The sequence below is a fragment of the Streptomyces sp. E11-3 genome (assembly GCF_046540415.1).
Taxonomy (GTDB): domain Bacteria; phylum Actinomycetota; class Actinomycetes; order Streptomycetales; family Streptomycetaceae; genus Streptomyces.
The window spans coordinates 1-26,180 of sequence record NZ_JAZGRL010000003.1 but is presented as its reverse complement, the minus strand read 5'-3'; the positions used below and the strand labels follow the sequence as shown (position 1 = coordinate 26,180).

23 protein-coding genes are annotated in these 26,180 nt (G+C 72.9%); 19 read left to right on the top strand and 4 right to left on the bottom strand.

The window, feature by feature from the left end:
* The first annotated feature begins 53 nt into the window (after positions 1–53).
* From U9R90_RS29645 to U9R90_RS29560, 18 genes are all read left to right on the top strand, one after another.
* Positions 54–1,010 carry an ATP-binding cassette domain-containing protein gene (locus tag U9R90_RS29645; protein WP_411059871.1) on the top strand — a complete coding sequence of 319 codons (957 nt, stop codon included), beginning with the start codon at positions 54–56 and terminating at the stop codon, positions 1,008–1,010.
* Positions 1,010–1,804 carry an ABC transporter permease gene (locus tag U9R90_RS29640; RefSeq protein ID WP_411059870.1) on the top strand — a complete coding sequence of 265 codons (795 nt, stop codon included), beginning with the start codon at positions 1,010–1,012 and terminating at the stop codon, positions 1,802–1,804. The genes U9R90_RS29645 and U9R90_RS29640 overlap by 1 nt, the downstream gene beginning before the upstream one ends.
* A gap of 50 nt (positions 1,805–1,854) precedes the next feature.
* Positions 1,855–2,835, top strand: a complete 981-nt coding sequence (locus U9R90_RS29635) for an ACP S-malonyltransferase (protein ID WP_411059869.1) — start codon at positions 1,855–1,857, stop codon at positions 2,833–2,835.
* The gene (locus U9R90_RS29630) at positions 2,822–4,417 is read left to right on the top strand and encodes a class I adenylate-forming enzyme family protein (protein WP_411059868.1); all 1,596 of its coding nucleotides are present in this window, start codon (positions 2,822–2,824) and stop codon (positions 4,415–4,417) included. Before U9R90_RS29635 ends, U9R90_RS29630 begins: the two co-directional genes overlap by 14 nt.
* Positions 4,398–4,652: an acyl carrier protein gene (locus U9R90_RS29625; protein WP_411059867.1), complete on the top strand. Its 255-nt coding sequence runs from the start codon at positions 4,398–4,400 to the stop codon at positions 4,650–4,652. The genes U9R90_RS29630 and U9R90_RS29625 overlap by 20 nt, the downstream gene beginning before the upstream one ends.
* Positions 4,653–4,657: 5 nt before the next feature.
* Positions 4,658–5,992 carry a PLP-dependent aminotransferase family protein gene (locus U9R90_RS29620; protein ID WP_411059866.1) on the top strand — a complete coding sequence of 445 codons (1,335 nt, stop codon included), beginning with the start codon at positions 4,658–4,660 and terminating at the stop codon, positions 5,990–5,992.
* Positions 5,989–8,346 (top strand): lantibiotic dehydratase, encoded by a 2,358-nt coding sequence (locus U9R90_RS29615; RefSeq protein ID WP_411059865.1) that lies wholly within the window; start codon positions 5,989–5,991, stop codon positions 8,344–8,346. Before U9R90_RS29620 ends, U9R90_RS29615 begins: the two co-directional genes overlap by 4 nt.
* Complete coding sequence (sbnA, locus tag U9R90_RS29610) at positions 8,343–9,389, top strand: 2,3-diaminopropionate biosynthesis protein SbnA (protein WP_411059864.1); 1,047 nt, start codon at positions 8,343–8,345, stop codon at positions 9,387–9,389. Before U9R90_RS29615 ends, sbnA begins: the two co-directional genes overlap by 4 nt.
* Positions 9,390–9,456: 67 nt before the next feature.
* Positions 9,457–10,485 carry a 2,3-diaminopropionate biosynthesis protein SbnB gene (sbnB, locus tag U9R90_RS29605; protein ID WP_411059863.1) on the top strand — a complete coding sequence of 343 codons (1,029 nt, stop codon included), beginning with the start codon at positions 9,457–9,459 and terminating at the stop codon, positions 10,483–10,485.
* Positions 10,482–11,234, top strand: coding sequence for a 3-oxoacyl-ACP reductase FabG (gene fabG / locus U9R90_RS29600; RefSeq protein ID WP_411059862.1), 753 nt, complete (start codon positions 10,482–10,484; stop codon positions 11,232–11,234). Before sbnB ends, fabG begins: the two co-directional genes overlap by 4 nt.
* Before the next feature lie 36 nt (positions 11,235–11,270).
* Positions 11,271–11,567, top strand: a complete 297-nt coding sequence (locus tag U9R90_RS29595; protein ID WP_411059861.1) for an acyl carrier protein — start codon at positions 11,271–11,273, stop codon at positions 11,565–11,567.
* Complete coding sequence (gene fabZ, locus U9R90_RS29590; RefSeq protein WP_411059860.1) at positions 11,564–12,109, top strand: 3-hydroxyacyl-ACP dehydratase FabZ; 546 nt, start codon at positions 11,564–11,566, stop codon at positions 12,107–12,109. The genes U9R90_RS29595 and fabZ overlap by 4 nt, the downstream gene beginning before the upstream one ends.
* A 24-nt stretch (positions 12,110–12,133) precedes the next feature.
* The gene (locus tag U9R90_RS29585; RefSeq protein WP_411059859.1) at positions 12,134–14,155 is read left to right on the top strand and encodes a GNAT family N-acetyltransferase; all 2,022 of its coding nucleotides are present in this window, start codon (positions 12,134–12,136) and stop codon (positions 14,153–14,155) included.
* A 29-nt stretch (positions 14,156–14,184) separates the two neighbouring features.
* Positions 14,185–15,228 carry an aminomethyl transferase family protein gene (locus tag U9R90_RS29580; protein ID WP_411059858.1) on the top strand — a complete coding sequence of 348 codons (1,044 nt, stop codon included), beginning with the start codon at positions 14,185–14,187 and terminating at the stop codon, positions 15,226–15,228.
* Positions 15,229–15,240: 12 nt separating this feature from the next.
* A complete protein-coding gene (locus U9R90_RS29575; protein ID WP_411059857.1) occupies positions 15,241–17,598 on the top strand; it encodes a beta-ketoacyl synthase N-terminal-like domain-containing protein in 2,358 nt (785 codons plus the stop codon).
* Positions 17,598–18,281, top strand: coding sequence for a hypothetical protein (locus tag U9R90_RS29570; RefSeq protein WP_411059856.1), 684 nt, complete (start codon positions 17,598–17,600; stop codon positions 18,279–18,281). Before U9R90_RS29575 ends, U9R90_RS29570 begins: the two co-directional genes overlap by 1 nt.
* Positions 18,278–19,507 carry a hypothetical protein gene (locus U9R90_RS29565; protein ID WP_411059855.1) on the top strand — a complete coding sequence of 410 codons (1,230 nt, stop codon included), beginning with the start codon at positions 18,278–18,280 and terminating at the stop codon, positions 19,505–19,507. Before U9R90_RS29570 ends, U9R90_RS29565 begins: the two co-directional genes overlap by 4 nt.
* Positions 19,498–21,018, top strand: coding sequence for a DHA2 family efflux MFS transporter permease subunit (locus tag U9R90_RS29560; protein ID WP_411059854.1), 1,521 nt, complete (start codon positions 19,498–19,500; stop codon positions 21,016–21,018). Before U9R90_RS29565 ends, U9R90_RS29560 begins: the two co-directional genes overlap by 10 nt.
* On the opposite strand, the gene U9R90_RS29555 is transcribed toward U9R90_RS29560, so the two are convergent.
* The 3 genes from U9R90_RS29555 to U9R90_RS29545 form a co-directional block, all read right to left on the bottom strand.
* Entirely contained in the window at positions 21,012–21,659 is a 648-nt protein-coding gene (locus U9R90_RS29555) for a response regulator (RefSeq protein WP_411059853.1), read from the bottom strand. The two genes, U9R90_RS29560 and U9R90_RS29555, sit on opposite strands and share 7 nt — an antisense overlap.
* The gene (locus U9R90_RS29550) at positions 21,656–22,735 is read right to left on the bottom strand and encodes a sensor histidine kinase (protein WP_411059852.1); all 1,080 of its coding nucleotides are present in this window, start codon (positions 22,733–22,735) and stop codon (positions 21,656–21,658) included. The genes U9R90_RS29555 and U9R90_RS29550 overlap by 4 nt, the downstream gene beginning before the upstream one ends.
* Positions 22,736–22,920: 185 nt before the next feature.
* Positions 22,921–23,808 carry a UbiA prenyltransferase family protein gene (locus tag U9R90_RS29545; RefSeq protein WP_411059851.1) on the bottom strand — a complete coding sequence of 296 codons (888 nt, stop codon included), beginning with the start codon at positions 23,806–23,808 and terminating at the stop codon, positions 22,921–22,923.
* A gap of 168 nt (positions 23,809–23,976) precedes the next feature.
* On the opposite strand from U9R90_RS29545, the gene U9R90_RS29540 reads away from it, so the two are divergent.
* Positions 23,977–25,803, top strand: a complete 1,827-nt coding sequence (locus U9R90_RS29540; RefSeq protein ID WP_411059850.1) for a BTAD domain-containing putative transcriptional regulator — start codon at positions 23,977–23,979, stop codon at positions 25,801–25,803.
* Positions 25,804–25,850: 47 nt separating this feature from the next.
* Here U9R90_RS29540 and U9R90_RS29535 read toward each other — a convergent pair.
* Positions 25,851–26,180: GNAT family N-acetyltransferase (locus tag U9R90_RS29535; RefSeq protein WP_411059849.1), on the bottom strand; the 330-nt coding region annotated here is incomplete at its 5' end.

Here is a 26,180-nt window from a genome sequence, read left to right as displayed (position 1 = left end):
CGGGAAGAGTGGTTCTCGCCAGGCAGCCCCGTGGAGATGGTGAGGACCCGAAAATGATCAAATCCCGACCGCGCCCGGTGTCCGAGGAGGTGACGTCCCCGGATGCCGTTCAGCTCAGCTCGGTCGTGAAGCGGTTCACCGATGCCAGGGGAGAGCGTTTCAGCGCCGTCGACGGCATCGACCTGCGCATCCGGCGGGGCGAGATCCTGGCATTCCTCGGGCCGAACGGCGCCGGCAAGACCACCACCATCGACATGCTGCTCGGGCTGACCCGGCCCGACGAGGGCTCGGTGGAGCTGTTCGGACGCGAGCCGCAGCAGGCGGTGCGCTCCGGGCAGGTCGCGGCGGTGCTCCAGACCGGCGGGCTGCTGCCCGATCTGACCGTCGAGGCCACCGTGCGGATGCTCGGCTCGCTGCACCCGGGCTCCGACGTGGACGCGGTGCTGGCGCGGGCCGGACTCGACGGGCTGCGGGGCCGCCGCGTCGCGGAGTGCTCCGGCGGCGAGCAGCAGCGGCTGCGGTTCGCCCTCGCCCTGCTTTCCGGGCCTGAGCTGCTGGTCCTCGACGAGCCGACCGCTGGGATGGACGTCGTCGCCCGCCGGGAGTTCTGGGCCACGGTCCGCGAGGACGCTGAAGCCGGGATGACGGTCATGTTCGCCACGCACTACATGGAGGAGGCGGACCGGTTCGCGGACCGGGTGGTGATGATCGACCGCGGTCGCGTCGTCGCCGACGGATCGGTGTCCGATGTGCGGTCCGCGCTCAGTGGGCGCACCGTGTCGGCGCTGACCGGCGAGCAGACCGCCGCCGCCGTCGCCCGGTCCCCGCTGGTGCGGTCGTACGCACTGCGCGGCGGCCGGTACCACTTCGACACCACCGACTCCGACGCGCTGCTGCGCCTGCTGGTCGAGCAGACCTCCGCCACCGAGATCGAGGTCACCCCGCGCAGCCTCGAAGAGGCCTTCATGACCCTCACCCACCACAGCCGTACCGTCGAGGAGGGCACCTGATGAGCACCTCCTCCGCCTCCGCCCGCGCGGTACGGACCTCGCCGTTCAGCGGCGTCAACCCCGTCTTCATCGGCTACGAACTGCGCCGCCGCTTCAACCGGCAGACCACGATCTTCACGCTGCTGCTGCCGACCGTGCTGTACCTGGCGCTGTTCCGCACCGCGCCCGACGACGCCACGCTCCCGCACGGCAACTTCGCGGCCTGGATGATGACCGGCATCGCCGTGTACGGAGCGGCCACCGCGGCCGTCAGCTCCGCGGCCACCATCTCCATGGAGAAGGCGTCCGGCTGGATGCGCACCATGGCGCTCAGCCCGCTCGCGCCGCCGGGCTACCTCTTCGTCAAGGTGCTGTCCTCCGTGCTGATGGCGGCGGTGCCCGTGGTCATCGTCGGCGTGCTCGGCACGTTCACCGGCGTGCAGGCCACCACCTCGGTGTGGGTGACATCGCTGCTGGTGGCGTGGCTCGGCTCCGCCGTCTTCGCCGCGCTCGGCATCACGCTGGGGCTCGCCCTCAAGCCGGACACCGTGATGCACATGCCGGGTCTGACCATGACGGCGCTCGCGTTCCTCGGCAATCTCTTCATCCCGCTGTCCGGCACCATGTTGGAGATCTCCCGCTACTCGCCGATGTTCGGCGTCTCCACGCTGGCCCGCTACAGCCTGACGGACGGCTACTCCTTCAGCGGCGAGCACTCCAGCCTCGCGATGGCGGTGGTCAACACCGTCGCCTGGTTCGCGGCCTTCTCCTTCATGGCCGTACGCCGGTTCCGCAAGAGCACCGGCCGCAACTAGCTCCCCCCCGCACCGGTCGACGGCACCCCCACGAAAGGAGATTCGAACGCATGTACGCATTTGTTGCGCCGGGGCAGGGCTCCCAGACTCCGGGCATGCTGGCCGGCTGGCTGCGCGATCCGGTGTACGCCGAGCGGCTGCGTGCCTGGTCCGAGGCCGCCGACGTGGACCTCGTACACCTCGGCAGCAAGGCGACGGCCGCCGAGATCACCCGTACCGAGCACGCCCAGCCGCTGCTGACCGCCGCCGGACTCCTCGCCCACGAGGCGCTCAGCTCGGCCGAGCCCGAGTCGCCGCTGGGGCGTGCGCCGGAAGCCCCTCCTGCCCCGGTGGCCGCCGGGCACTCGGTCGGAGAGCTGACCGCGGCGGTGTACGCCGGAGCGCTCGCCCCCGCCGACGCCGTGCGCCTCGCCGCGGTGCGGGGCCGGGCGATGGCCGCCGCCTGCGCCGAGACCCCCACCTCGATGGCGGCCGTGGTCGGCGGCGACGAGGCAGCCGTTCTCGGCCGCATCGCCGAACTGGGTCTGTACACGGCCACGTTCAACGGCCCCGGCCAGATCGTCGCGGCCGGAGCCGTGGCGGACCTGCGGCGGCTCGCCACCGCCCCGCCGTCCGCTGCCGCGGTCAAGCCGCTCCCGGTCGCGGGCGCCTTCCACACCCCGTACATGGAGTCCGCGCGGCAGGCCGTCGCGGCGGCGGCCGAGCGGACACCGTTCCTGCGGCCGACCGGGACGCTCCTGTCGAACGCTGACGGCGCCGTCGTCAGCGAGCCGGACGACATCCGCCGCCGCCTCGTCGAGCAGGTGGTCAAGCCGGTGCGCTGGGACCTGTGCCTGGACACGCTCGGCCGGATCGCGCCCGACGTGACGGTCTGTCTGCCGCCCGCCCGCACCCTCGCGGGCATCTACAAGCGCCAACTGCCCGAGCTCGCCGTCGTCTGCGTCACCGCCCCCCGCGACCTGGCCAAGGTGCGCGCCCGGCTCAGCGCCGCCGTCTCCCGGAAGGAGGACCTCGCCCATGCCCGTCTCTGACCTGCTCGCCCGGGCCCGCGCCGAGCGACCCGGACACATCGCGCTCATCGACGCCGAAGGGCCGCTGACCTACGCCGAACTGGGCACCGAGGCCGACAAGGCGGCGGGCTGGCTGCGCCGCCAGGGGGTGTGCGCGGGCGACCGGATCGTCCACGCGGGCCCGGGCGACCGCACCTTCCTCGCCCTGTTGTGGGCCGCGCTGCGTATCGGGGCCGTGTTCGTCCCCGTACACCCCGGCCTGACGGACGACCAGGTAGGGCATATCGTGCGGGACTGCACGGCCGCCCTCGCGCTCTGCCCGCCCGCCGCGGGCGCGGCCGCCAGGGTAACCGTCGAAGTGGAGCGGGCCGCGCGGGAGATACGGCGGGCGCCTGCCGATTCCGTCGCCGCCGAGATGGCGGACGACGCGGTCGCCCTGCTGATCTACACCTCCGGCACCACCGGCCGCCCCAAGGGCGTCGTCTGCCCGCACCGCCAGATCCTCGCCGCCGTCCGCGCCGTCAACGACCGCCTCGGCTACCGCGCCGACGACGTGGTGCTGTGCCGACTGCCGCTCTCCTTCGACTACGGGCTCTACCAGGCCCTGCTGTGCGCACTCACCGGCTCCACCCTGGTACTCGCCGACCGGGGCGGCGACCTCGGACTGCTCCGGACCGTCGAACGCCACGGCGTCACCGTCATCCCGCTCGTACCCTCGCTCGCGCGGATCCTCGTACTGCTCCGGAAGAAGCCGCGCCGCCCCACGAAGGTCCGGCTGTTCACCAACACCGGCGCCCGGCCCAGCCGCGCCGTGATGGACGAACTGCTCGACGCCTTCCCGGGCTCCGTCTTCGCCTCCATGTACGGGATGACCGAGTGCAAGCGCGTCTCGGTCCTCGACCCCGCCCTGTACGCGGAGCACCCCGACTCGGTGGGCCGGGCCATCCCCGGTGACCACGTACGGATCGTCGGCCCGGACCAGCGGACCCTGCCTCCGGGCGAGGTCGGCGAGATCGTCGTGTGGGGCGAGACCGTGATGGCCGGGTACTGGGGCGTCCCCCTGGATCGGCAGAGCCGGTACGTGCGCCGCGCCGACGGCTCCCTGGAACTGCATACCGGCGACCAGGGGCGGCTCGACGCCGACGGGCTGCTGTACTTCGTCGGCCGCGACGACGACATGATCAAGCGGCGCGGCGTGCGGATGGCCCTGTCCGAGATCGAGTACGCCGCCGAGCGCGTCCCCGGCGTGTACGCCGCCGTCGCCCCGTGCCCCACCGACGAGGACGCCCCACTGCTGCTCGCCGTGCAGACGGCACTCAGCCCGGGCGAGGTCCGTACGGCCCTCGCCCGCCACCTCGACCCGGCCCGCCTCCCCGACCGGGTCGTCCAGCTCGACGCCGTACCGCTGACCGCCAACGGCAAGCCCGACCGCGCGGCCGTCGCCCGGCTGCTCATGGCCGAGGCCGACACCGCCCAGGCCACCGACACCGCCCCGGTCACCGACACCGCCGGGCCCGCCGACACCACCCCGGTCACCGACACCGCCGCAGCCACCGACATCACCGCACCCACGAGGAACTCCCATGAACCAGCCGCAGTTTGACCAGCTCGTCGAGGAGATCTGCGCCGTGCAGGTCACCGACTCCGAAGCACCGCTCGTGGACCTCGGCGTGGACTCGCTGCACACCGTCGCTCTGGTGATGGCCGTCGAGGACCGGTTCGGCATCGAGCTGGACCCCGACGCGCTCGCCGACCTCTCGCTCACCTCGTCGGCCGGTCTGCTGAGGGTCGTACACGAGCAGCTGTCGGGCAGCACGCCCGCGCCCTCGGGGAACTGACCGCCATGTGGACCGACATAAGGCCCGCGGCCGAGATGCCGCAGCTTTTTGAGCGCGGCGGGGACCTGATCTCGTTCGCCGGCGGCCTGCCGGACCTGGACCTGCTGCCGCTGAAAGAGCTCTCCGAGCAGCTGGCCCGGCTGACCCGGCTCGGCGGACGGATCGCCCTCCAGTACAGCACCCCGCACCTGGCCAAGGCCCTCGTCCCCGCGATCACCGATCTGATGGCCCGTGAGGGCGGCCGCACCGGCGCCGGGAACCTGGTCCCGACCACGGGCTCCCAGATGGGGCTGCTCGCCCTCGGCCTCGGCCTCGCCACGCCGGGTGAGACCGTGCTCTGCCAGACCCCCGCGTACCCGGGCGCGGCCGCCGCCTTCCGCACGGCGGGACTGCGACTGCACGGCGCCCCCGAGGACGCCGAGGGGCTCGACCCGCAGGCGCTGCGCGCGACCGTGGCACGGCTGCGTGCCGAGGGGCAGCGGGTGCGGATGCTGTACTGCAACCCGACTTTCCAGAACCCCACCGGCGCCACCCTGTCCGTCGAGCGCCGACACCAACTCCTCGACTTCGCGAGGGAATCAGACCTGCTGATCGTCGAGGACAACCCGTACGGGCTGCTCGGCTTCGACGGGCGTACCACCCAGACCCTGCAGGGAGTCGATCCGGAGAACGTCGTCTATCTCGGCACCTTCTCCAAGGTCTTCGCTCCCGGCCTGCGCTGCGGATGGATCGCCGCGCCCGCGCCGCTCGCCGAGCGACTGCGCCGTACGACCGAGGTGATGGCGCTGTCCCCTTCGGCGTTCACCCAGGCCGCGCTCGCCGCGTTCCACGCCCGCAGCGGGTGGGACGCGCTGATCGACGCCTACCGGGAGCGCTACCGGGAGCGGTGCGGCCTGATGGCCGACGCGCTCCAGCGGGAGCTGGGCACGGACGGGCCGTGGCGGTGGCGGCGGCCGGACGGCGGCTTCTACCTGTGGCTGCGGCACGCGGGCGGCACCGGTGGCACGGGTGGTGGCACGGGTGGTGGCACGGGTGGTGGCACGGGTGGTGGCACGGGTGGTGGCACGGCTGGCGCCGACACCCGGCGCCTCGCGGCCGCCGCCGCGGAACACGGCGTCTCCTTCGTACCCGGCGGCCACTTCGGGCTGGACGGGGAGTGCGACGACGCGCTGCGGCTCTGCTTCAGCAACGCCCCCCGCGGTCGCATCGCCGAGGGCGTCTCCCGTCTCGCGGTCGCACTGCGCGGCGCGGAAACCGACGCCGACCCGGGTCCGGGTCCGGGTCCAGGTCCGGACGCGAACCCGGACGCGGACTCGGACGTCGAGAGGCGGGCCGCGTGACCAGCACCCGTGAAGCGCCGCGCGCGCACGACTGGGCCGACTTCCGGCCCACCCGTCGCCTCGGCGACAGCCAGTGGCACACATGGGGCGTCGGGCTGCTGCGCAGTGCCGGGTTCCCCGCCTCGGGTCTCGCCCTGCTCGGCGGACCGACCGCCGCCGCCGCTGCCGACCGCGAGGACCAAGGCGCCTTCGCCGCCGCCTACCACGCCGACAGCGAGGCCGAGTCACGGCGCCTGGCCGTCCTCGCCCGAGACGAGAAGGTCCGGACGGCCATCGCCTGGCAGAACCGGACCGTCTACCGGATCCTCGACGCGCTCGCCGCGGGCACCGGCAAGGAGTCCAAGCGCAAGCAGCGCGAACGCACCCTCGCCATGTACTGGCTGCGCTACTGCGCCAAGGCCGAGACGATCGGCTTCTTCGGACCGGCCGCCTGGCTCTCCGTCGGGCGCATACGCGAGGCGCTCACGGTGGACCACGGCGAGCGGCTCATCGCGGAGAGCCGTACGTTCTTCGAGCGCTGGGCGCTGGCCGCCCTCGCGGACTGGATGGTCGCCCAGCCGGGCGCCCGCTGGTGGTTCCCGCCGCTGCCGCGCCCCGATGTCCACCTCGACGGGGACCGGCTGCTCCTGCCGGGCGGACGCGCCATACGGCTGCGCCCGGAGGACCGCCAGGTCCTCGGGTACGCGGACGGGGAGCGCAACGGCGCGGCGATCACCGAGGCCCTCGTACGCGAGGAGGGCTGGGTGGCGGACGGGGCGCGGGTCCGCGTCGAGAAGGTCCTCACGCGGCTGCGGGGGCAGCGCGTGCTGACCTGGGACGCCAACATCCCGGTCGACGTGCGGGCCGAGCGGATCCTACGGCGGCGGGTTGCCGCCGTCGCCGACCCCGAGCTGTTCGTCCGCTTCGAGGCGGTACTCGCCGAGCTCGACCGGCACCGCGATGCCATCGACACGGCCGCCTCCGCCGACGAACTCGCCCTGCGACTCGACGCATTGGACGCCTTCTTCATCCGTACGACCGGACTCGACGCATCCCGCGACGAGGGCAAGGCGTACGCGGGCCGCACCCTCTGCTACCAGGACGCGGTACGCGACTGCCGGGTCGAGCTCGGCACCGACTTCCTGGACGCCGTCGCCCGCCCGCTCGCCCTGGTGGCGGACGCGGCGGACTGGTTCGGCAACCGTCTCGTGGAGCTGGTCGAGGCGGAGATCGCCACTCTCGTACGGGCCGCGGCCGCACGGCGCTCCCCCGTCACGCTCGCCGACGTATGGCCGCGGGTGCTCGGCCTGTTCTGGGGCGACGGCGCCGCACCGGTGCACACCGCGACCCGTGAACTCGCCGAGAGGTGGCGGGAGGTGCTGGACCCGGCTGGTGCGGCACGAGTCGATCCGCGGGCCGATCTGCGGGTCGATCTGCGGGTCGATCTGCGGGTCGAGGACATCGAGGAGCGGGCGCGCGCCGCCTTCGGCACCGGGCCGGTCCGCTCGCCCCATCTCGCCCTGCACAGCCCGGACCTACAGGTGATCCGGAAGGCGGACGGGGGCCTGACCGTCGTACTCGGCGAGCTGCATGCCTGTCTCGCCACCTGCGACCTGCCGTTCCTCGACTGGACCGGCGACTGGACCGGCGGCGACCGGACCGGCGACGCGGGCTCCTTGCGCGACAAGGTGAACGCCGCGATCGACGCCCCGCGCCTGGTGCCGCTGCTCCCGGTCGACTGGAAGCGCAACAGCGGCCGTATGGTGCCCGCGCCCATCGGGGCGGGTGACCGGCTCATCGGGTTCACCCGGGCCCCCTTCGACAACCGCTCCCTGATCGACGCGGCCGTCTCGATCACCCTGGCCGAGCGACACGGCACCGTCACCGCAACCACGCCCGACGGGCGCGTGTGGAGCGTGGCCGAACTGCTCGCCGTCCCGGTGTCGATCATCGCGGCGGACGCCTTCAAGATCGGGCTCGACCGGGAGCACGCCCCGCGCGTCACCCTCGACGGGCTCGTCCTGTTCCGGGAGACCTGGCGGGTGCCGGCCGGGGAGATCCCGCTCGCCGCCAAGCCCGACCGGGAGGGCGACTATCTGGCCGTGCGGCGCTGGCTGCGCGACAGCGGGTTGCCCGACCAGGCGTTCGTGAAGTTCCCGCAGGAGACGAAGCCGTCCCTGGTCGAGTTCACCAGCCCCACTCTCGTGCTCTCCTTCGCCAACCTCGTCCGCCGCACCCAGCGCCGCGACGCGGACGCCACCGTGATCCTCAGCGAACCGCTGCCCCACCCGGAGGACTCCTGGCTGACGGACGCCGACGGTGAGCGCTACGTCAGTGAACTCCGGCTCCAGATCAGCAGAAAGGTACGGGAGTGACCGTGGCCTCCTCTGCCGCGGCGCCCCGCGCCGCCGCGGCCCGTCCCAGCGATCCGGCCCCTCTCAGCGATCCGGTCCGCCCCAGCGATCCGGACATCATCGCGACGATCGGCGCTACCCCGCTGGTCGCCCTCGACCGTCTCTTCCCGCCGACGCGCTTCCAGGCGTACGGCAAGTGCGAGCGGTTCAACCCAGGCGGCTCCATCAAGGACCGCGCCGCCCGGTCCATGATCGAACATGCCCTGTCCGCAGGGGAGTTGGTGCCCGGCGTCTCCACTGTCGTGGAGTCCTCCTCCGGGAACCTGGGCATCGCCCTCGCCCAGTTGTGCAACTTCTACCGGCTCGCTCTGATCTGTGTCGTCGACCCGCGGACCACCACCCAGAACACCGCGATCATGCGGGCGTACGGGGCGACGGTCGAGGTCGTGGACCGTGACCCGGAGACCGGCGAGTACCTGCCGTCCCGGATCAGGCGGGTGCGTGAGCTTCTGCGCACGGTGCCCGACGCCTACTGGCCCAACCAGTACGGCAACGAGGACAACGCCCGCGCCCACCACCACACCATGCGCGAGATCCACGAAGCGCTCCCGAAGGCCCCCGACTACCTCTTCGTTGCCGCCGGAACCACCGGCACACTGCGCGGCTGCGCCGAGTACATCGCCGCCGAGGGCCTGCCCACCCAGGTGGTGGCGGTGGACGCGGTGGGCAGCGTGATCTTCGGCCCGCCCGAGCCCTGGGAGCGCGGACACCGCCGCACCATCCCCGGGCACGGAGCGGCGGTGGTCCCGCCGCTGCTGCGCACCGGTCTCGCGGACCGGGTGGTGAAGGTGACCGACCTGGACTGCGTGCGCGGCTGTCGCCGCCTCCTGGCGAAGGAGTCGATCCTCGCGGGCGGCTCGTCCGGCGCGGTCACGGCGGCCCTGCTGGACGCCGCCTCCTGGATCAAACCGGGCGCCACCTGCGTCGCGATCCTCCCCGACGGGGGCGACCGCTACCTCGACACGATCTACAGCGACACCTGGGTGGAGTCGCGCTTCGGCTGACGCCGCCCGCCTGCACCCATCCGCACACCCCGACAACTCTTACCCCCTGCAGAGGAACTGATCAGCCATGAGAATCCTCGGTCGCGAGGATGTCGCCGCCGCGCTCGCCGGCCTCGACGCCACCGTGCTCGACGCGGTCCGCACCGCGTACACGCTGCACGGCCAGGGCAACTCGGAGGTGCCGTTCTCCGGGTTCCTGCGCCCTCCCGGCGACTCCGGCTCCCGCGCCATCACCCTGCCCGCCTATCTCGGCGGACCCGAGCCCGTCATGGGCCTGAAGTGGATCTCATCCTTCCCCGCCAACGTCGACAAGGGCCTCCAACGCGCTTCGTCGGTGCAGATCCTCAACGACCTCGACACCGGCTACCCGACCGCCGTCCTGGAGGCCAGCCAGATATCGGCGTCCCGCACCGCGGCATCGGCCGCGCTCGCCAGCCGGGCACTGCACGGCGACCGTCCGGTCCGCACCCTCGGCTTGATCGGCTGCGGCACCATCAATCGACGCGTCCTCGACTTCCTCGCGCTGACCCACCCCGAGCTGCGGACCGTCATCCTCCGGGACGCGGTGCCCGGCCGCGCCGAGACCCTCGCCGTCCAACTCGCGGCTGAGCGGCCGGAGCTGAGGTACGCGACCGGCGACCTGGACGACGCGCTGCGCGCCGACACGGTCTCCGTCGCCACCACCGACTCCACGTACTGGCTCGACCTCGCCGCCCACCCCGACCGGCCCCGGCACCAGGTGGTCCTGCACCTGTCGCTGCGCGACCTGACCACGGCCTCCGTGCTGCACGCGTACAACGTGGTCGACGACATCGACCACGTGCTGCGCGAGCAGACCTCGCTGCACCGCGCCGAGCAGGAGACCGGGCACCGCCGCTTCGTGGACGCCGAGATCGCCACCGTCATCGGCCAGGGCAAGGCTCCGGCGACCGAAAGGAGCGTCGTCTTCTCGCCGTTCGGTCTCGGCATCCTCGACCTCGCCGTCGCCCAGGCGGTCCTGAAGGCCGCCACCCACGACGGCATCGGCGGCGACGCCGAGGGCTTCGACCCCGGACAGCACCGGGTCACCGCCGCCATGGCGGGAGGCGCCGCATGAGCTTCCTGTTCCCCGAGGGCACCCGGGCGCTGGTCACCGGTGCCTCGCGCGGCATCGGCGCGGCCACCGCGCTGGCGCTCGCCGAGCACGGCTGCGACGTCGCCCTCAACTACCGGGCCAGCGCCGCCGAAGCCGACCAGGTCGCGGAGCGGATCCGCGCCCTGGGCCGCGAGGCGCTCCTCGTCCAGGCCGATGTCGCGGACGAGGAGCAGGTCACCGCGATGTTCAGGCGGATCCGCACCGAATGGGGGCCGATCCAGGTCGCCGTCCTCAACTCCGGAGTGACCGCCGACGGCCATCTCGCCGCCATGAGCAGCGCCAAGTGGCAGGAGGTCATCGACACCAATCTCACGGGCGCCTTCCTCACCGCCCGCGAGGCCACCAAGCAGATGTACACGGGCGGCGGATCCCTCGTCCTGATCGCCTCCACCAGCGGCATCGCCGGGCGGGCCGGGCAGGCCAACTACGCCGCCAGCAAGGGCGGAGTGATCTCGCTGGCCAAGACCCTCTCGCATGAGGTGGCGCCGCGCGGCATCCGGGTCAACGTCGTCGCCCCCGGGTTCATCGACACCGACATGACCAGGAAGGTCTCCCCGGCCCACCTGAAGGAAGCGCTCCAGGTGATCCCGCTCGGTCGCACCGGAACTCCCGCCGAGGTCGCCGGGGCCGCCGTCTTCATGGCGTCTCCCGCCGCCTCGTACATCACCGGGAAGGTCCTCACCGTCGACGGCGGAATGATCCCCAACTGACCACACCAACCGTCCAGTTCACAGGAGGAACCCACCATGTCCACTGCCACGTTCGAAGACATCCGCACCCGGGCCGAGGCCCGTCTCGCCAAGAACACGAAGGTCAAGTCGATGATCATCGACCGGCTCGGGCTCGATGTCGAGCCGGCCGTCGTGTCCGACAACCAGCCGCTGTTCGGCCGGGGGCTTGAGATGGACTCGCTGGACACTCTGGAGATCGTCGTCATGGTCAACAACGAGTACGACGTGCTGATCAGCGACGACGACTTCGAGGCCTTCGGCTCCATCAACGCCCTGGTCGACTTCATCGAGGACCGCGAGGCCGCCGCATGAACCCCGCCGCCCTCATCGGCGCCCCGGCCGACGCGCCCACGCGCAAGGCCCTGAGCTACTCGTCCGACGACATCAAGCGGATGCTGCCGCACCGCTGGCCGATGCTGATGATCGACCGCGCCTACGACGTCGTACCGGGCGTCTCGGGACGCGGTGTCAAAAGCGTCTCGGTGAACGAGCCGTTCTTCGCCGGGCACTACCCCGACCACTCGATCATGCCGGGCGTGATGATCGTCGAGGCGATGGCCCAGCTCGTCGCCGTCGTCTACGTCGCGGAGATCACCGCGAACACCGCGAACACCGGGGGCGCGGAGGACACCGGGGGGAGCGAGGCGAGCGACGCCTCGCGGAGCGTCGGCTACCTCGGCTCCATCAGCAACATGAAGTTCTCCCGGCTCGTCGTCCCCGGCGACCAGCTCACCCTTGAGGCCAGGCTCGGGCAGCGGCTCGGCGGCCTGCGCCAGGTGAAGGTGCGGGCGAGCGTCGGCTCCGAACTCGCCGCCGCCGGAACCCTCGTCGTCACCACCGGCCGCAAGAGCTGAGCTCCCACAGAAAGAGGTGGGGCCATGGCCCTCACGATCCGCCCCTACCAGGACGGCGACGCGCACACCATCGCGGAGCTGTACAACCGCCACCGCGACAACCCCAACCCGGTCGCCGGAGGCATCAGCGGCGCCGAGCTCGCCCAGGAACTGGCCGAGCGGGAGACCGCGACCTTCCTGGTGGCCGTGGACGACCAGCGGCTCGTGGGCACGTTCGGCCTGTTCCACCACACCGGCCGGCGCTCGGCCCGGGCCGGCGAACTCATCGCCGACATGTTCTTCGTCCACCCCGCCCACCGGGGCGGGATGGTCACCGGGCGGCTGTTCACCGAGGCCGTCGAGTGGATGATGCGCTCCGGCTGCCTGGTGCTGCGGCTGACCGTCAACCCGGCCAACACCGTCGCGTTCCGGCTCTACCGGCGCGTCGGCTGCGTCTCGGTGGGCCGGGCCGTCCCCGGCGAGGACGGCAACGTAGAACTGCACAACTACATCCCGCTCGTCCTGCGCAGTGTCTTCGCCGACCTGGGCGAGCAAGCCACGGCGGCCCTCGGCAGCCTGACCAGCTTCGCCTCCGTCACCGATTCCCGCGACGACGAACTCGGTTCCGACGTACGGCTGGTGGACGGGGTCCGCACCGTCGACTACTGCCTGGCGCTCGGCGAGTTCCGGCTCGACGCGACCGTGGACGTGGACCGGGGAGCCGTGCGCGAGGCCCGCCTCACCGAGCCCGGCGGCGCGGTGCGCGCGCTGCGGATCACGCGGCCGCCGTACCGGGTGCGGGCCGTGCGCGGCGTCGCCCCGTACCGGTTCACCGAGGGCCCGCTCACCTGCGAGGTGGACGGCGAGGACGGCACGGTAAGCGTCCTGGCCGACGGGCACCACGGCCCCGTACTCGTCTCGACGTGGCCCAGCTGCCGAGCCGACCGCCCGGCCGGCTGGCGCGAGGGCGAGCCGCGCGACCTCACCCTGGAGCCAGTCGCGGGTGGGGTCCGGGTCACCGAGCGGCATGGCGAGGACACGGTCACCGGCACCTTCACCCTCGACGGCACGGCCCTGCTCCAGGAGTTCACCCGCACCGGCTCCGCCACCGGCCGCGTCTTCCAGACCGTCGGCCTGCGCCAGGGTGTCTTCACCGACACCGAAGGACAGGCGTATCCGATCGGGCTCGGGGTGGGGGTGCGCGACGCCTCCGAGGTCGTCGCCGCGTCCCAGGTCGCCCCGGCCGACGGCGTGTTGACCTGGCGGGGAGGCGATGTACGGGTCTCACTGCCGGTCGACGGACGGGTCCGGCTCGTCCACAGCACGCTCCTGGAGCGCGGTCTGGAACCCGGTACGGACGGCGTGGCCCGGATGCGCACCGAGATCCGTATCGGCCGTGCGGACACCGAGACCCGTCCCGACCGTGCGGACACCGCGCGCCGTCTGGAGGTGCGCGCCGGTGCGGGCGGCGTCACCGGCTGGCAGGAGGGCGCCACCAAGGTGCTGCGCAGCCCGTACCCCCGTATCCGCTCCTACGGCCACCACCCCCACTGGTCCGCGGGCCTGTGGGTGACCCGCGAGAACAGCCGCCACGACCGGGCCGCCGGACTCGGCTGGGGGGTGCCGACCGCCGGCGCCTGGGAGGAGAAGCACCCACTCGGCCTGTACGCCCCGGACACCGGCCTCGGCTGGGAGATCACCCCCGCCGACGGCGGCCTCCGCGTCGACGTCCAGGCGCCTGGCACGGACCGCGAGAACGTCCTGTGGCTCACCCCGCACACCCCCCTCAAGACGGCCGTCGTCCTCGAATCGGCCGGGGAGCGCTGGGAGATGACCTCCGGCGACTTCCGTCAGGTGTGGGCGCGGCGGGCCTCGGTCCGGCTCTCGGACGGGCGCTGGCTGCACTGCGCGCCCGCCGCGTCCCCGCGCGACGAACTCGTGCTGCGCGCCACCCCGTCCGGCCTGCTCATCGGCGGAGTCTCCGCCGCGAGGGAGAGCTCCTGGCTGCTCTCCGTACACGACACATCCCTTTCCCCTCTTCCCTCCCTTTCATCCCTTTCCTCCTGAATCGTTCACCCGGAAGGCAACGACAGATCATGACCACCATCACCGTCACCCCGGCCGCCCACACCGCCACCGACGACTACGCCACCCTGCGCACCGCCGTCGGCGCCTACCGCGTCACCGCCCCGCTGGTCCGGCTGACCGGTGACGACCGGCTGACCCACCTCGACCGCTTCCTCGCCAAGTCCGCCGACTTCGTGGAGCCGGACACGGCCCGCGAGGTGCTGGCGCTGAACGCCGACGGGACACCGTTCGCGATCCTGCTGCACTTCGAGATCGGTGACGAGACGTGGCTGCTGCCGCGTACCGCCGTCACGGACGGCGAACTCAGCGCCTACCTCGGACAGTTCGAGACCGCCGCCGGTGTCACCGTCGAGATCTCCCCCGAGGGCTGGGGCGCCACCGCCTTCGAGGGCCCCCTCGCCTGGTCGGTCGCGGCCGGTTTCGTGGACTTCGACATCTCCGGCTTGACCCTGCACGCCGTCACCGAGTCCGCGCCGAGCGCCCCCGGCGCCACGGCCCACCTGGCCCGCGTCGGCACCACCGGCGAGTACGGCTACCTGCTGCTGTCCGACGCCCCGCAGGCCACGCACGAGGCGGTGCTCGCCGCCGTCGCCGCGCAGGGCGGTGCCGAGGTCGGCGACGCAGGACTGGCCCGGGTGCAGGCCGAGGCCGGGATGGGCGTGTACGGCGCCGGGTTCGGCGAACTGGCCGTCGGTCAGGCCGACCTGGCCTGGATGATCGACTGGAGCCGGATCGGCGAGTTCCACGGCTCCGACGACCTGACCGCGCCGACCGGGTCCGACGCCCGCCTGACCGCCCTTGTCGCCCCGGCCGACAGCCGCTTCACCGCCGGTACACAGATCACCGCGTCCGGTCAGCGAGTCGGCACCGTCCTGCACCAGGCGCCCGCCGCCAACCCGGAGGAGGAGCTGGTCCTGGCACTGCTCGACGCCCCGTTCTGGGCACCAGGACTGGAGCTGGCGGCCACGGACGAGTCGGGCGACGCGCGCCCGCTGCGCACCGCGACCCTGCCCCGCGTCATCGCCCGCTCCCTCACCACCAAGATCGCCTGAGAGGCAGGGGCCGTGACACCACCGAGCATCGCCCTGACAGGCCTCGGACTGATCACCGGAGCAGGTGACGACGTGGAGAAGGGCTGGTCGTCCATCGCGACCGGCACCACCGGCATCCGCACCAACACCCTCTTCGACACCTCCAGGTTGCTTACCGACTGGGCGGGCCTGGTCACCGCCGAGCAGCCCGCCGACCTGGACCGCTGCTACGCGCTCGCGGCCACCGCGGTACGCGAGGCCCTGCACGGTAGCGGCCTCGACCTCGACACCGTGGACCGCGACCGGGTGGCCGTCGTGGTGGGCTCCAGCCTCGGCGCCATGCCGACCCTGGAGGCCACCCACCGCACCCTCGTACGGGAAGGAAGGCTGGACGCAGAACGGGCGGCGTCCTCCCAACTGCCGTGCGTGGGCGACTACATCGCGGCCGAGTTCGATCTGCGCGGCCCGCGCGTGGTCCTCTCGAACGCCTGCGCCGCCAGCGCCGTGGCCCTCGGCTACGCAGCCGAGCTGCTGTGGAAGGGCGACGTCGACCTTGTCGTGTGCGGCGGCGTCGACCCGCTGGCGGAGCTGTCCGCGTACGGGTTCAGCGCGCTCGGAGCCCTGGACGTCGAGCCGTGCTCGCCGCTGTCCGCCTCCACCGGCCTCACCCTCGGCGAGGGCGCCGGGTTCATGGTCCTGGAGCCGGTGGAGCGGGCCGCCGCGCGCGGTGCCCGTGTCCTCGCGGAACTGGGCGGATACGGCCTGTCCTGCGACGGCTACCACCAGACCGCGCCCGACCCCAGCGGCAAGGGCGCCTGCGCCGCCATGGCCCAGGCCCTCGACACGGCGGGGCTCACGCCGGACGACGTGGACTACCTCAATCTGCACGGCACCGGCACCCCCGCCAACGACGCCTCCGAACCGAAGGCGCTGAAGCTGCTGTTCGGCCAGGAGATCCCGCCGGCCAGCTCCACCAAGTCGATCCTCGGCCACACACTCGGCGCGGCCGGCGCGGTGGAGGCCGTGGTGAGCGCCCTCGCCATCGACCGGGGCACGCTGCCGCCCACCATCAACACCCGCGGTGCCGCCTCGGCGTCCGGCCTGGACGTCATCCCGGACACCGGCCGCGAGGCGCGCCCCGATGTCGTGGTGTCGAACTCCTTCGCGTTCGGCGGCAACAACGCCTCCGTCGTCCTCAACCGGCCCGGCCTCACCGGCTCTCGGCCCCCGCGCCGCGAGGCCGTCCAGGAGGTCGTCGTCACCGGAGTCGCGGGCCTGGCCGGAGCGGCGGGCGACACCGAGGCACTCGCCGCGGCCCTCGCGGAAGGGCGGCCCTGCTTCGAGACGTTCGAGGAGGTCGCGGGCATCGGCGAGGTACCCGTCGGCCGGGTCGACATCAAGGCCGCCGCACGCGGTACGAACCCCAGCCGGGCCCGTCGCATGGACGCGCTGAGCCTGCTCGCCGCGTCCGCCGTGGGCGACCTGTACACGCGGCACGGCAAGCCGTCGCGGGCCGAGGCCGAGTCGACCGGCATCGTCTTCGCCACCGGGTACGGTCCGGTCACCTCGGTCCTCCGGTTCCACGAGGGTGTGGTGCGGTCGGAGATCACCGGATCCGATTCGGCGGGCACCGGATCCAAGTCGGCGGGCACCGGGGCCAATCCGTCCGTGTTCGCCAACACCGTCGTCAACGCCGCCGCCGGTCACGTCGCGATGCTGCACCGCTACCGCGGCTACACCGCGACCATCGCGGGCGGCGGCACCAGCTCCGTGCTCGCGCTCCAGCTCGCCGCCCGGGTCATCGCCCGCGGCGCCGCCGAGCGGATCATGGTCGTGGTCGCCGACGAGTTCCCCGAACAGGCCCTCGCCACCCAGGCGGCGCTGCCCGGCTACGCCCGGTCCGCGCGCGTCGTGCCCGGCGGGCGCACGGGCACCGTCCTCAGCGAGGGCGGGGCGGCGATCCTGCTGGAGAGCCGGGAGGCGGCCCGGGCCCGCGGCGCCGACGTCCTGGCGCGGGTTCGCGGCTTCGGAGCCAGCGGCGAGGCGGCGGGTATCGGCCGTATCGCCCGGGACGGCGCGGCCTGGGGACGCTCGCTGCGTACCGCGCTCTCCGACGCGGATCTCGACCCGGCGCGGATCGCCACGGTCGTCTCGGCCGCGTCCGGCCACCCGCTGGTCGACCTGGCGCAGCGGGCGGCCCTGCGCCTGTCCGGCCTCGCGGGCCGCCCGGTCCTCGCCCCGAAGGCCGTGCTTGGCGAGACCTACGGCAGCGCGGGCGCCCTCGGCCTGGTCGCCGCCCTCACCGGCGCGGACACCCACGGCCCTGTGCTGCTGTCCAGCTTCGCGTACGGCGGCAGCTACGCGGCGGCCGTCCTCGACACGGAGGTGTGATGGGCGCCCGCACGGGACTGCTCCTCGACCCGGGCCTGACCGGGTACACGCTGGCACCCGACGGCCCCGCGGCGCCGGGCGAGACGGTGAACGTCCTGATCTCCCGGCACCGCCGACTGCCCCGCGACCGGATGGGGCAGCGGCTCAGCGCCTCGGGCCGCTCCCTGATCACTCAGGCGCTCGCCTCGACGTACGGGGCCCGGGTCACGCCCGGCGACCTGGAACGGGACGTGCACCACCGCTGGTCGGTGCCCGCCCTGGACCTGACCGCGTCGGTCGCGCACTGCGGCGAGTTCAGCGCCGTGGCCTTCGCGCCCGTCGCCCGTGTGATCGGCGTGGACCTTCAGGACGAGCGCGACCGGCCGCACGCGCTGCGCTGGCTCGGCGACCTGCTGGGGCGTCACGAGCCCGCGACCATCAGGGACTTCACCGAGTGCGAGGCACTCATCAAGGCCTCGCACCTGACGAAGGACACCTTCGCCGGAACCCGGCTGCCCGCATGGCGGCCGGGCTGGCGGGCCGCCGCCACCGGCACCGGATCCGGCGTCGGCACCGGCACCGGCACCGGCACCTACCAGGTGCGCTCCCTCGTCCTGCGGGCCGATGACACTCCGCCCCTGCACCTCGCCCTCGCCTGTGACGCACCCGCCCCGGTGCGCTTCCACCACCTGGAGCAGGAATGACCCGCACCGCCGCGCGGCCGTACACCCGCCGTATCTCCCCGATCGAACGCGGCTACCTCAACGCCGCCACCACCGGCACCCCCCAGCTCATCCAGATGGTGATCGAGGGCGAGGGCACGCTCGACGCGGACGCGTTGCGGCAGGCGGTGCGCGCGGCCACCCTGGCGAACCCCGGACTCGCGGTACGCCGCCGCGGCGCCCTGTGGCGCGCCGACGGCACCGTCCCCGACGTCGTGGAACTGCCCGCCGACACCGGCCTGGACGCCCCGTTCTTCCACCGCGGCCTGTCGGTGGTCACCGGCCCCGTCTGCGAACTGGGCCTGATCCGAGGCGAGTCGACCAAGCTGATCATCCGGGCCAGCCACATCGTCACCGACGGGCGCGGCCTGCGTCAGTGGATCGCGGACCTCTTCAGGGCGCTACGCGGCGAGGACCTGGCCGGCTGCCCGGACACGGTGGACGTCGGTCACTTCCGCGCGGCGGCGGGCGACGTCTCCCCGGCCCCCGAGGCCACCCGACTCACCGGACTGCCCGCGATCATCGGCCGCGGCCCCGCGGGCGAACGGCCCCTGTGGCTGCGCCGCCGGATACCCGCAGGACCGTCCGGTGTCACGGCGCGCGCCGCCGCCGCGCTCTCCCGCCACCTCGCCACGGACACCGGCCGCCTGATCGTCCCGGTGGACCTGCGCCGCCACGACACGGCGGTGCGCTCCACCGCCAACCTCACCTCCCAGCTGGTCCTCGACCTGCGCCGCGACGACAGCTGGAAGCGCCTCCACTCCACACTGGTCCGCGCTCTGCTGGCCAAGTCCGAAGTCGCCGCCCTGGACCGGGACTTCCTGCGCGACAACCCCTTCGCCAACAACCTGAGTGAGGCCCGGGAACTCGACGGCGCCCGCTTCCCCTGCACGGCGATCATCTCCGACCACGGCGAGGTGGATCCGCGGACGTACTCGACGCCCGCCTTCCGCGCCACGTCCTTCGCCACGCTGCCGATGCTGGTCCCGTACGCCGAGATGTTCCTGAGCGCCTGTCGCTTCGGCGACACCACGGAACTGACCCTCTCCTGCCGCGACCGGCCCGGCGCCCGGGAGATGGCCGAGTCCCTCCTGACCGACATCGCCGAGGCACTGCGGGCCCCGCTAGGTCGGGCCGAGGCCAGCAGGCACCCCCACGGCGCCGCCCGACCCACCACCCACCCGAAGGACGACCCCGCATGTCCCTGACCCAGCGACCCGAACCCTCGGCCCAGGAGCCCTCAGCGCAGGAGCCCCCAGCGCAGGAAGGCCCAGCACAGGAAGGCCCCACCCCCGCGGCGGCGAAAGCCACCCGCAAATCCACCCGCACAGCCGCTTTCACCATTGCCGTGTCCGTGGGCGGAGCCTTCCTCGCCCAGCTGGACACCACCATCGTCAACGTCTCCCTGGCCGACACCTCCGCCCGCTTCGGCGCCCTCACCCAGGTCCAGTGGGTCGTCACGGCCTATCTGCTGGCCCTGGTCGCCCTGATGCCGGCCGCGGGCTGGCTGGCCTCCCGCTTCGGGCCGCGTCGCACGTTCATCGCCTCACTCACCGCGTTCACCGTCGGCTCGGCGGCCTGCGCCTTCAGCGGCACGCTCCCCGAACTCATCGCCGCCCGCGGCCTGTCCGGCGCGGCCGCGGGCGTACTCACCCCCGTCGCCACGATCCTGCTCACCAGCGGCATGCCGCGCGAACGCCTGGGTCAGGTACAGGCGCTGAACGGCAGCGTCATGCTGATCAGCCCACTGCTCGGCCCCACCGTCGGCGGACTCCTCGTCCACGCCTGGGGCTGGTGGGCCGTCTACGCCGTCAACATCCCGCTGTGCGCCGTGCTCCTCCTGGTCGCCGTCCGCCACGTCCGCGCGGACGCCCCGGCCGGGCCTGCCGGTGGCCGCCCCCTCGACGTCCTGGGCCTGGTCACCGCCGCCGCCTGCACGGTCTGCGTCGTACTCGCCGTGCACGCCTTCGCCGATACGGGCCTGTCCGCGCACCCCGCGTTCCTGGTGCCGCTGGTGCTGGCCGTGGTGAGCGGCGTGGTGTTCGTACGGCACCAGCTCCGCACCGCCGCACCGCTGTCGGACCTGCGCCTGTTCACGCACCGCGTCTACCGCACGGCCGCGACCAACATCTTCTGCCTCGGCTTCGTCCTCTTCTCCCCGATGATGCTGATCCCGCTGTACTTCGAGTCGGCCCGTGGCGAGAGCGCCGTCGTCACGGGCCTGCTGATGTCGGCCGGCGGCACCGGCGTCGTCGTCGCGGGCCTCGCCTGCCGCCCGATCATGAAGAAGATCGGCGGTGGCACCACCGTCGTCATCGGGATCGTGCTCACCATGCTGGCGACCGTGCCACTGACGACGCTGTCGTCCACCACGCCGTATCCGCTGCTCTGCGCGGGACTCGCCGTCCGTGGCCTGGGTACGGGCCTGACCATCGTGCCGGCCATGACCCGGGCCTTCGAGTCGATCGAGCCCCGCTCCATTCCGGACGCCTCGACGCAGCTCAACCTGATCCAACGGATCGGCGGCACCTTCGCCCTCGCCGTGGTCACGGTCGTCCTCGACCGGGCCGCACAGGCCCGCCACGGGCTCGTACCGGCCGCGTTCGCCGACTCCTTCGGCTGGCTGCTCGCCGTCTACGCGCTCACTCTCGTCCCGGCGTTCGCCCTGCTGATCGCCGACCGCCGCGAGCGGGCCGCCCGCGCGGCGGGGGCTCAGTAACGGCGCTGCGGCCGCACCCGGTTGACGGCGTCGAGCCGGGACGTGGCGCCGAGCTTGTCGAAGATGTTCCGCAGATGGCGCTTGACCGTACCTTCGGTGATTCCGAGGCGGCTGCCGATCTGGCGGTTGCTCAGGCCTTGGGCGACCTGCTCCATCAGCTCCCGCTCGCGGAGGGTGAGGGCGTCGGCGGAGTCGGGCTCCCGCTCCGGCCGGGAGCTGCTCGACGTACGCGGTAGGAACATCGTCGTGCCGCCCGCCATGGCGCTGCGGATCGCGGCGACGAGGACCTCCCGGTCGGCCTCTTTGTGCAGATAGCCCACCGCGCCCGCGGACAGCAGCGAGTCGATGAGCCGGCGGTCGTCGTGCATCGTCAGCACGATGACGCGGGCCTCGGGCGCCGCCTGGCGGACCCCCCGCAGGTTGGCGAGCGGACCCGGCCCCGGCATCTCCACGTCGAGCAGCACCACGTCCGGCCGGTGCAGGCCCGCCATCCGCACCCCGCTGGGCCCATCGTCGGCCTGGGCGACCACGGTCAGCCCCTCGTACAGCTCCAGGAGCTCGCACAGTGCCTCGCGCAGCAGCCGGTGATCGTCCACGGCCAGCACCCGGATGTCGCCGTCGGCGTCCGCTCCCGCGCTCATCGCCCGCCCGCCTCGGTCCCCTCGAGCGGTATCCGCACCTGGACCCGCGTCCCCTGGCCGGTCTCGCTGATCAGCTCCAGGGTCCCGCCGAGGGCGGAGACCCGCTGCCGCATGGCGGTCAGGCCGGTGCCCTCACCGTCGCGGTGGCGCGTCAGCCCGACCCCGTCGTCGGCAACCGTGGCGTGCGCGGCGTCGGGGAAGATGCTCACGAGGATGTCGATGTGGTTCGCCCGCGCGTGCGTGAACGCGTTGCGCAGCCCTTCTCGTACGACGAGGAACAACTCCTGGCGGGCCCGTTCCGGCAGCCACGACTCGTCGCCGTCGATACGGGAGCGGACCTCCGCGGGCCGGTCGGATGCGGCGGCGCTGTAGGCGTCGATCTCCTCCTTCAGGCCGTCGTGCAGCTCGTTGACGCGCAGTCCGCTGACCATGGAGCGGGTGAAGCCGAACACGTCGAGCAGCGCCTGCCGCGCGTCACCGAGCCGGTCGCGCGTCGAGGCGACCCCGTTGGCCTGCTCCATGGCGTGGAGGTCGAGGCAGCGCAGCGCCAGGCTGATGCTGCTGCCGATGTGGTCGTGCAGATCCCGGGCGATCTGGTGACGGCGGGCGGTGCTGGCCTCCCCCACATCGCGCAGGGTCGCCGACTCGTAGCCGATGGCGGCGGCGCTGACCCGCGTGAAGATCGCCTTGTGCAGCATCCGTACGGCGGTCAGACACTGCGCCAGCGCGACGTCGGAGGGAAGACGCGCGGCGGCCTCGGTCATCGCCTGGACCGCCACGTCGAACAGCACCCGGGCCGCGTGCACCGAGTCGATCGGCGGGACCTTCTCGGAGGAGCGCTGCACGCCCAGCGCCATCGAGGCCAGTTCGGCCTCCGCGGCGACCTGCACCTGCGTGCCGTACAGGGTGTCGAAGCACTCTCCGAGGATCTGCCGGGCCTGTTTCTCGCAGGAGACCCACAGCTCCGGACGGAGCACGAGCGGATTACCGGCCTCGCGCAGGCCGTCGGCATAGCGGGTGACAGCGGCTTCGATCAGACGGGACCGGTCGGTTGCCGAATCGGCGGAAAGTCCCACAGCGCGCTCTCCCCACGTGGGGAGAGATCAGGGCCGGGTCGGCGTGATTCCCCACACTCACCCACCCGGCGTGATCATAACAACGAGCGTCAAATATGCCAATGAGAGCTAGCAAGAGGGGCCATAACAGACAGTGGGGGCAAAGCAGCAGCAAAGCGGGGGCAAAATCGGGGGCCAAAGAGCGTTCACGCCCATACGAGCCCGCCCAGCGCGGCCAGATGGACGGCGTACTGGGTGACCATCCAGGTCCGGTACGGGGCCCGGGGCCTGTCCGGCTCCCCCCGTACCGGCAGACAGCGCCCGGCCACGCACAGAGCGCCCACCACGAAGACGGCCGCGGCCGCCTCCAGCGGCAGCTGACGCACCCACACAGCACCAGCCGTGAGCACCAGGGCCAGTCCCCCTCCGGCCACGGCACAGAACCGCCGGGCGCCACGCTCGCCGCGGACGACGGCCAGGGTGCGCCGCCCCGCGAGGGAGTCGCCCCGTGTGCTGCCCAGGTCCTTGGCGACGGCGGCTATCAGCCCCACGCCGAGCGAGAGCACCAGGGCGAAGACGGCGGCCTCGGCGGTGAGCGCACTGCCGGAGGCCGCGACCCCGGCGAGATAGGTCGTCCCCGCGGCGGCGCAGGTGACCGCGGAGGCGGACCAGGAGCGGCACTTCGCGGCGATCGACGGCGCGGAGTAGGCGTATCCCAGGGCGAGGAAGACGGCGGTGGACTCGGCCACTTGCCACCCCGCGGCGCAGCCGAGCAGCAGCCCGGCCACGGCGGTCACCGCCACGGCCCATCGGGCCGCCGACTCGGTCAACTGCCCGCTGGCGAGCGGCCTTCGGGACCTGTTGGCCCGGTCCTCGGGCAGGTCGCTCACCCCGTTGAAGACATAAACGCTTACCGTCACCGCCCACCAGGCGACCGCGCCGACCAGCAGGTGCGCGGTGTCGGGCCGGTGGTGTGCGGCGGAAGCCGTCAGCAGCGCGCCCGTGACGAACCGCAGCACGAACATGACCTGCACGAGCGGGCGCGCTTCGCGCAGACAGAGCCGGACGGTACGCGCGGAGAGGGCCTGGTGCATGCCGTAAACCTAAGGCGGGAATTCGCAGTTCGGGCGTGTGTCTTTGGAGGTACGGCATGTCCCGTCAGAAGTACTCGCATTGAATACGCACCGCGCCCGCGCCTAGCGTCACCAGCATCGCGGCATCGCTGGTACGCCGCACGATGCGCGACTTCGGGGGTGAGGCACATGGAGTTCCTGGTTCTGGGGCCGGTGGAGGTAAGCGAGTCAGGGATGCCGGTCCGGCTCAGAGGAATGCGCCGCCGACGGCTGCTGGCCCTGCTGCTGCTGAACGCCCATCGCGCGGTGGCTATGGACACGCTGGTGGACGAGTTGTGGCAGGACCCGCCCGCCTCCGCCCGCCATCAGGTGCACAACGCGATCCGTGATCTGCGCGCCGCCCTGGCCGCCTCCGAGGGTGGCGGCCTGGTCACCGTGGACGTCGGCTACCGCCTGGACGTACCGCCCGACGCGGTGGACGCGCACCGCTTCACCGAGTGGGCCCGCGCCGCCCGCGCCGCCCGGCGCGAGGGCCGCGACGCCGAGGCGATGCGGCTGCTGCAGTCGGCGCTGGATCTGTGGCGCGGCGACGCCTTCGCGGGCATCGACTGCCCGGCGGTGACCGCAGCGGCGGCGGGCCTGGACGAGCAACGGCTCACCGCGGTCGAGGAGTTGATGGAGCTGCGCCTCGCGGCGGGCGAGGCCGGTTCCCTGGTGGCCGAACTGTCCGCGCTGTCCGCCAGGCACCCGCTGCGTGACGCGCTGCGCGGCAGCCTGATGCTTGCCCTGTACCGCAGCGGCCGCCAGGCCGACGCGCTCGCGGTCTACGAAGAGGGCCGCCGCCTGCTCGCCGACGAACTGGGCCTGGACCCCGGCCCCCGCCTGCGACGCCTGCACACCGAGATCCTCGCGGACGCCCCGCGGGTGCAGCGCGCGGGGACCACACCGGACCGGCCCGCGGGGACCACACCCAGCCGACCCTCCACCGTCAGCCCCGGCAGTGGCAACTACCTCCCGCGCGACCTGCCCGACTTCACCGGCCGCACCGCCGAACTCGCCCTGCTGGACAGTGCCGTCGACGACCAGAACCCCGGCTCTCCCCGTACGGTCACGATCGACGGCATGGGCGGCATCGGCAAGACGGCCCTCGCCGTCCACTTCGCCCACCGCCGCACCACAGACCACCCGGACGGCCAGTACTACATCGACCTGCACGGCTTCAGCCCGGACCGCGCACCGCTCGCCCCCGAGGAGGCGCTGGGCGTCCTCCTGCGCTCCGACGGTGCGGCGCCCGAGGCCATCCCGAGGGGCCTGGCCGAACGCAGCGCGGTCTGGCGCTCCCGTCTCACGGGCCGCCGCGCCCTGCTGGTCCTCGACAACGCGGCCGACGCGGCCCAGGTGGCCCCGCTCCTGCCCGGCACGGGCGACAGCCTCACCGTGATCACCACCCGCCGCAAACTGACCGCCCCGGACGGCGCCCGCTCACTGCCGCTGGGGGCGCTGGCCCCCGCGGACGCGGAAACCCTGTTCCGCCGCGTCGCGGGCGACGCCCACACGGGCTCGCCCCTGACACAGACGGTCGCCCTGTGCGGCCACCACCCGCTGGCCCTGCGCATCGCGGCGACCCGGCTGCGCGACCGCCCTTCGTGGACCGTGCCGGACGCGACGGCGCGCCTGCGCACGAGCACGGGCCGCACCGCGTTCCTGCGCACGGCGGACCGCGACCTGATGTCCGTCCTGGCCCTCTCGCACGCCCAACTGCCCCCCGACGTGGAGAAGCCCGCCCGCGCCCTCGCCCTCCATCCGGCGACCACCCACGACATCCCGCAGGCCTGCGCCGTCACCGGCCTCGCCCCCTCAGCCGTGGAGCGCCTCTTCGACACACTCATCGACCACAACCTCGCCCACGAACCGAGCCCCGCCCACCTCACGATCCCCCTGCTCCTGCGGGACTGCGCGCACACCCTCACACCACCGGCGCACCACGCCACCCGCCCCCTGACAGCGGTGGCCTGAGACGTGGCATGCAGGCTGGGACCCGGAACCAGGCCACCGGACCGTGGCTACCCCGGCCTCCGAAGCTCCATCTCCCACTCCTTCGCCGAAGGATCCCCCTTCATCGGGATCACCTCTCCGGTCCGCACGAAGCCGAGCTTCCGGTACGCGGCCTGAGCGCGCCCGTTGTCCTCGTGTACGTAAAGCCGCACCCGGTCCAGCTCCGCCAACGACCAGGCCCACCCCACCGCGGCCTCGAAGAGCGCCCCGAGCACCCCAGTACCCCGGTGCTCGGGCCGTACGAAGACCCCCACCAGATGCGCCTGCCGCCGCGCGATCACCCCGCCGAAGACGTCATCCGCCCCCGCCTCCTCGACCAGCACCACGACACTCCCCGC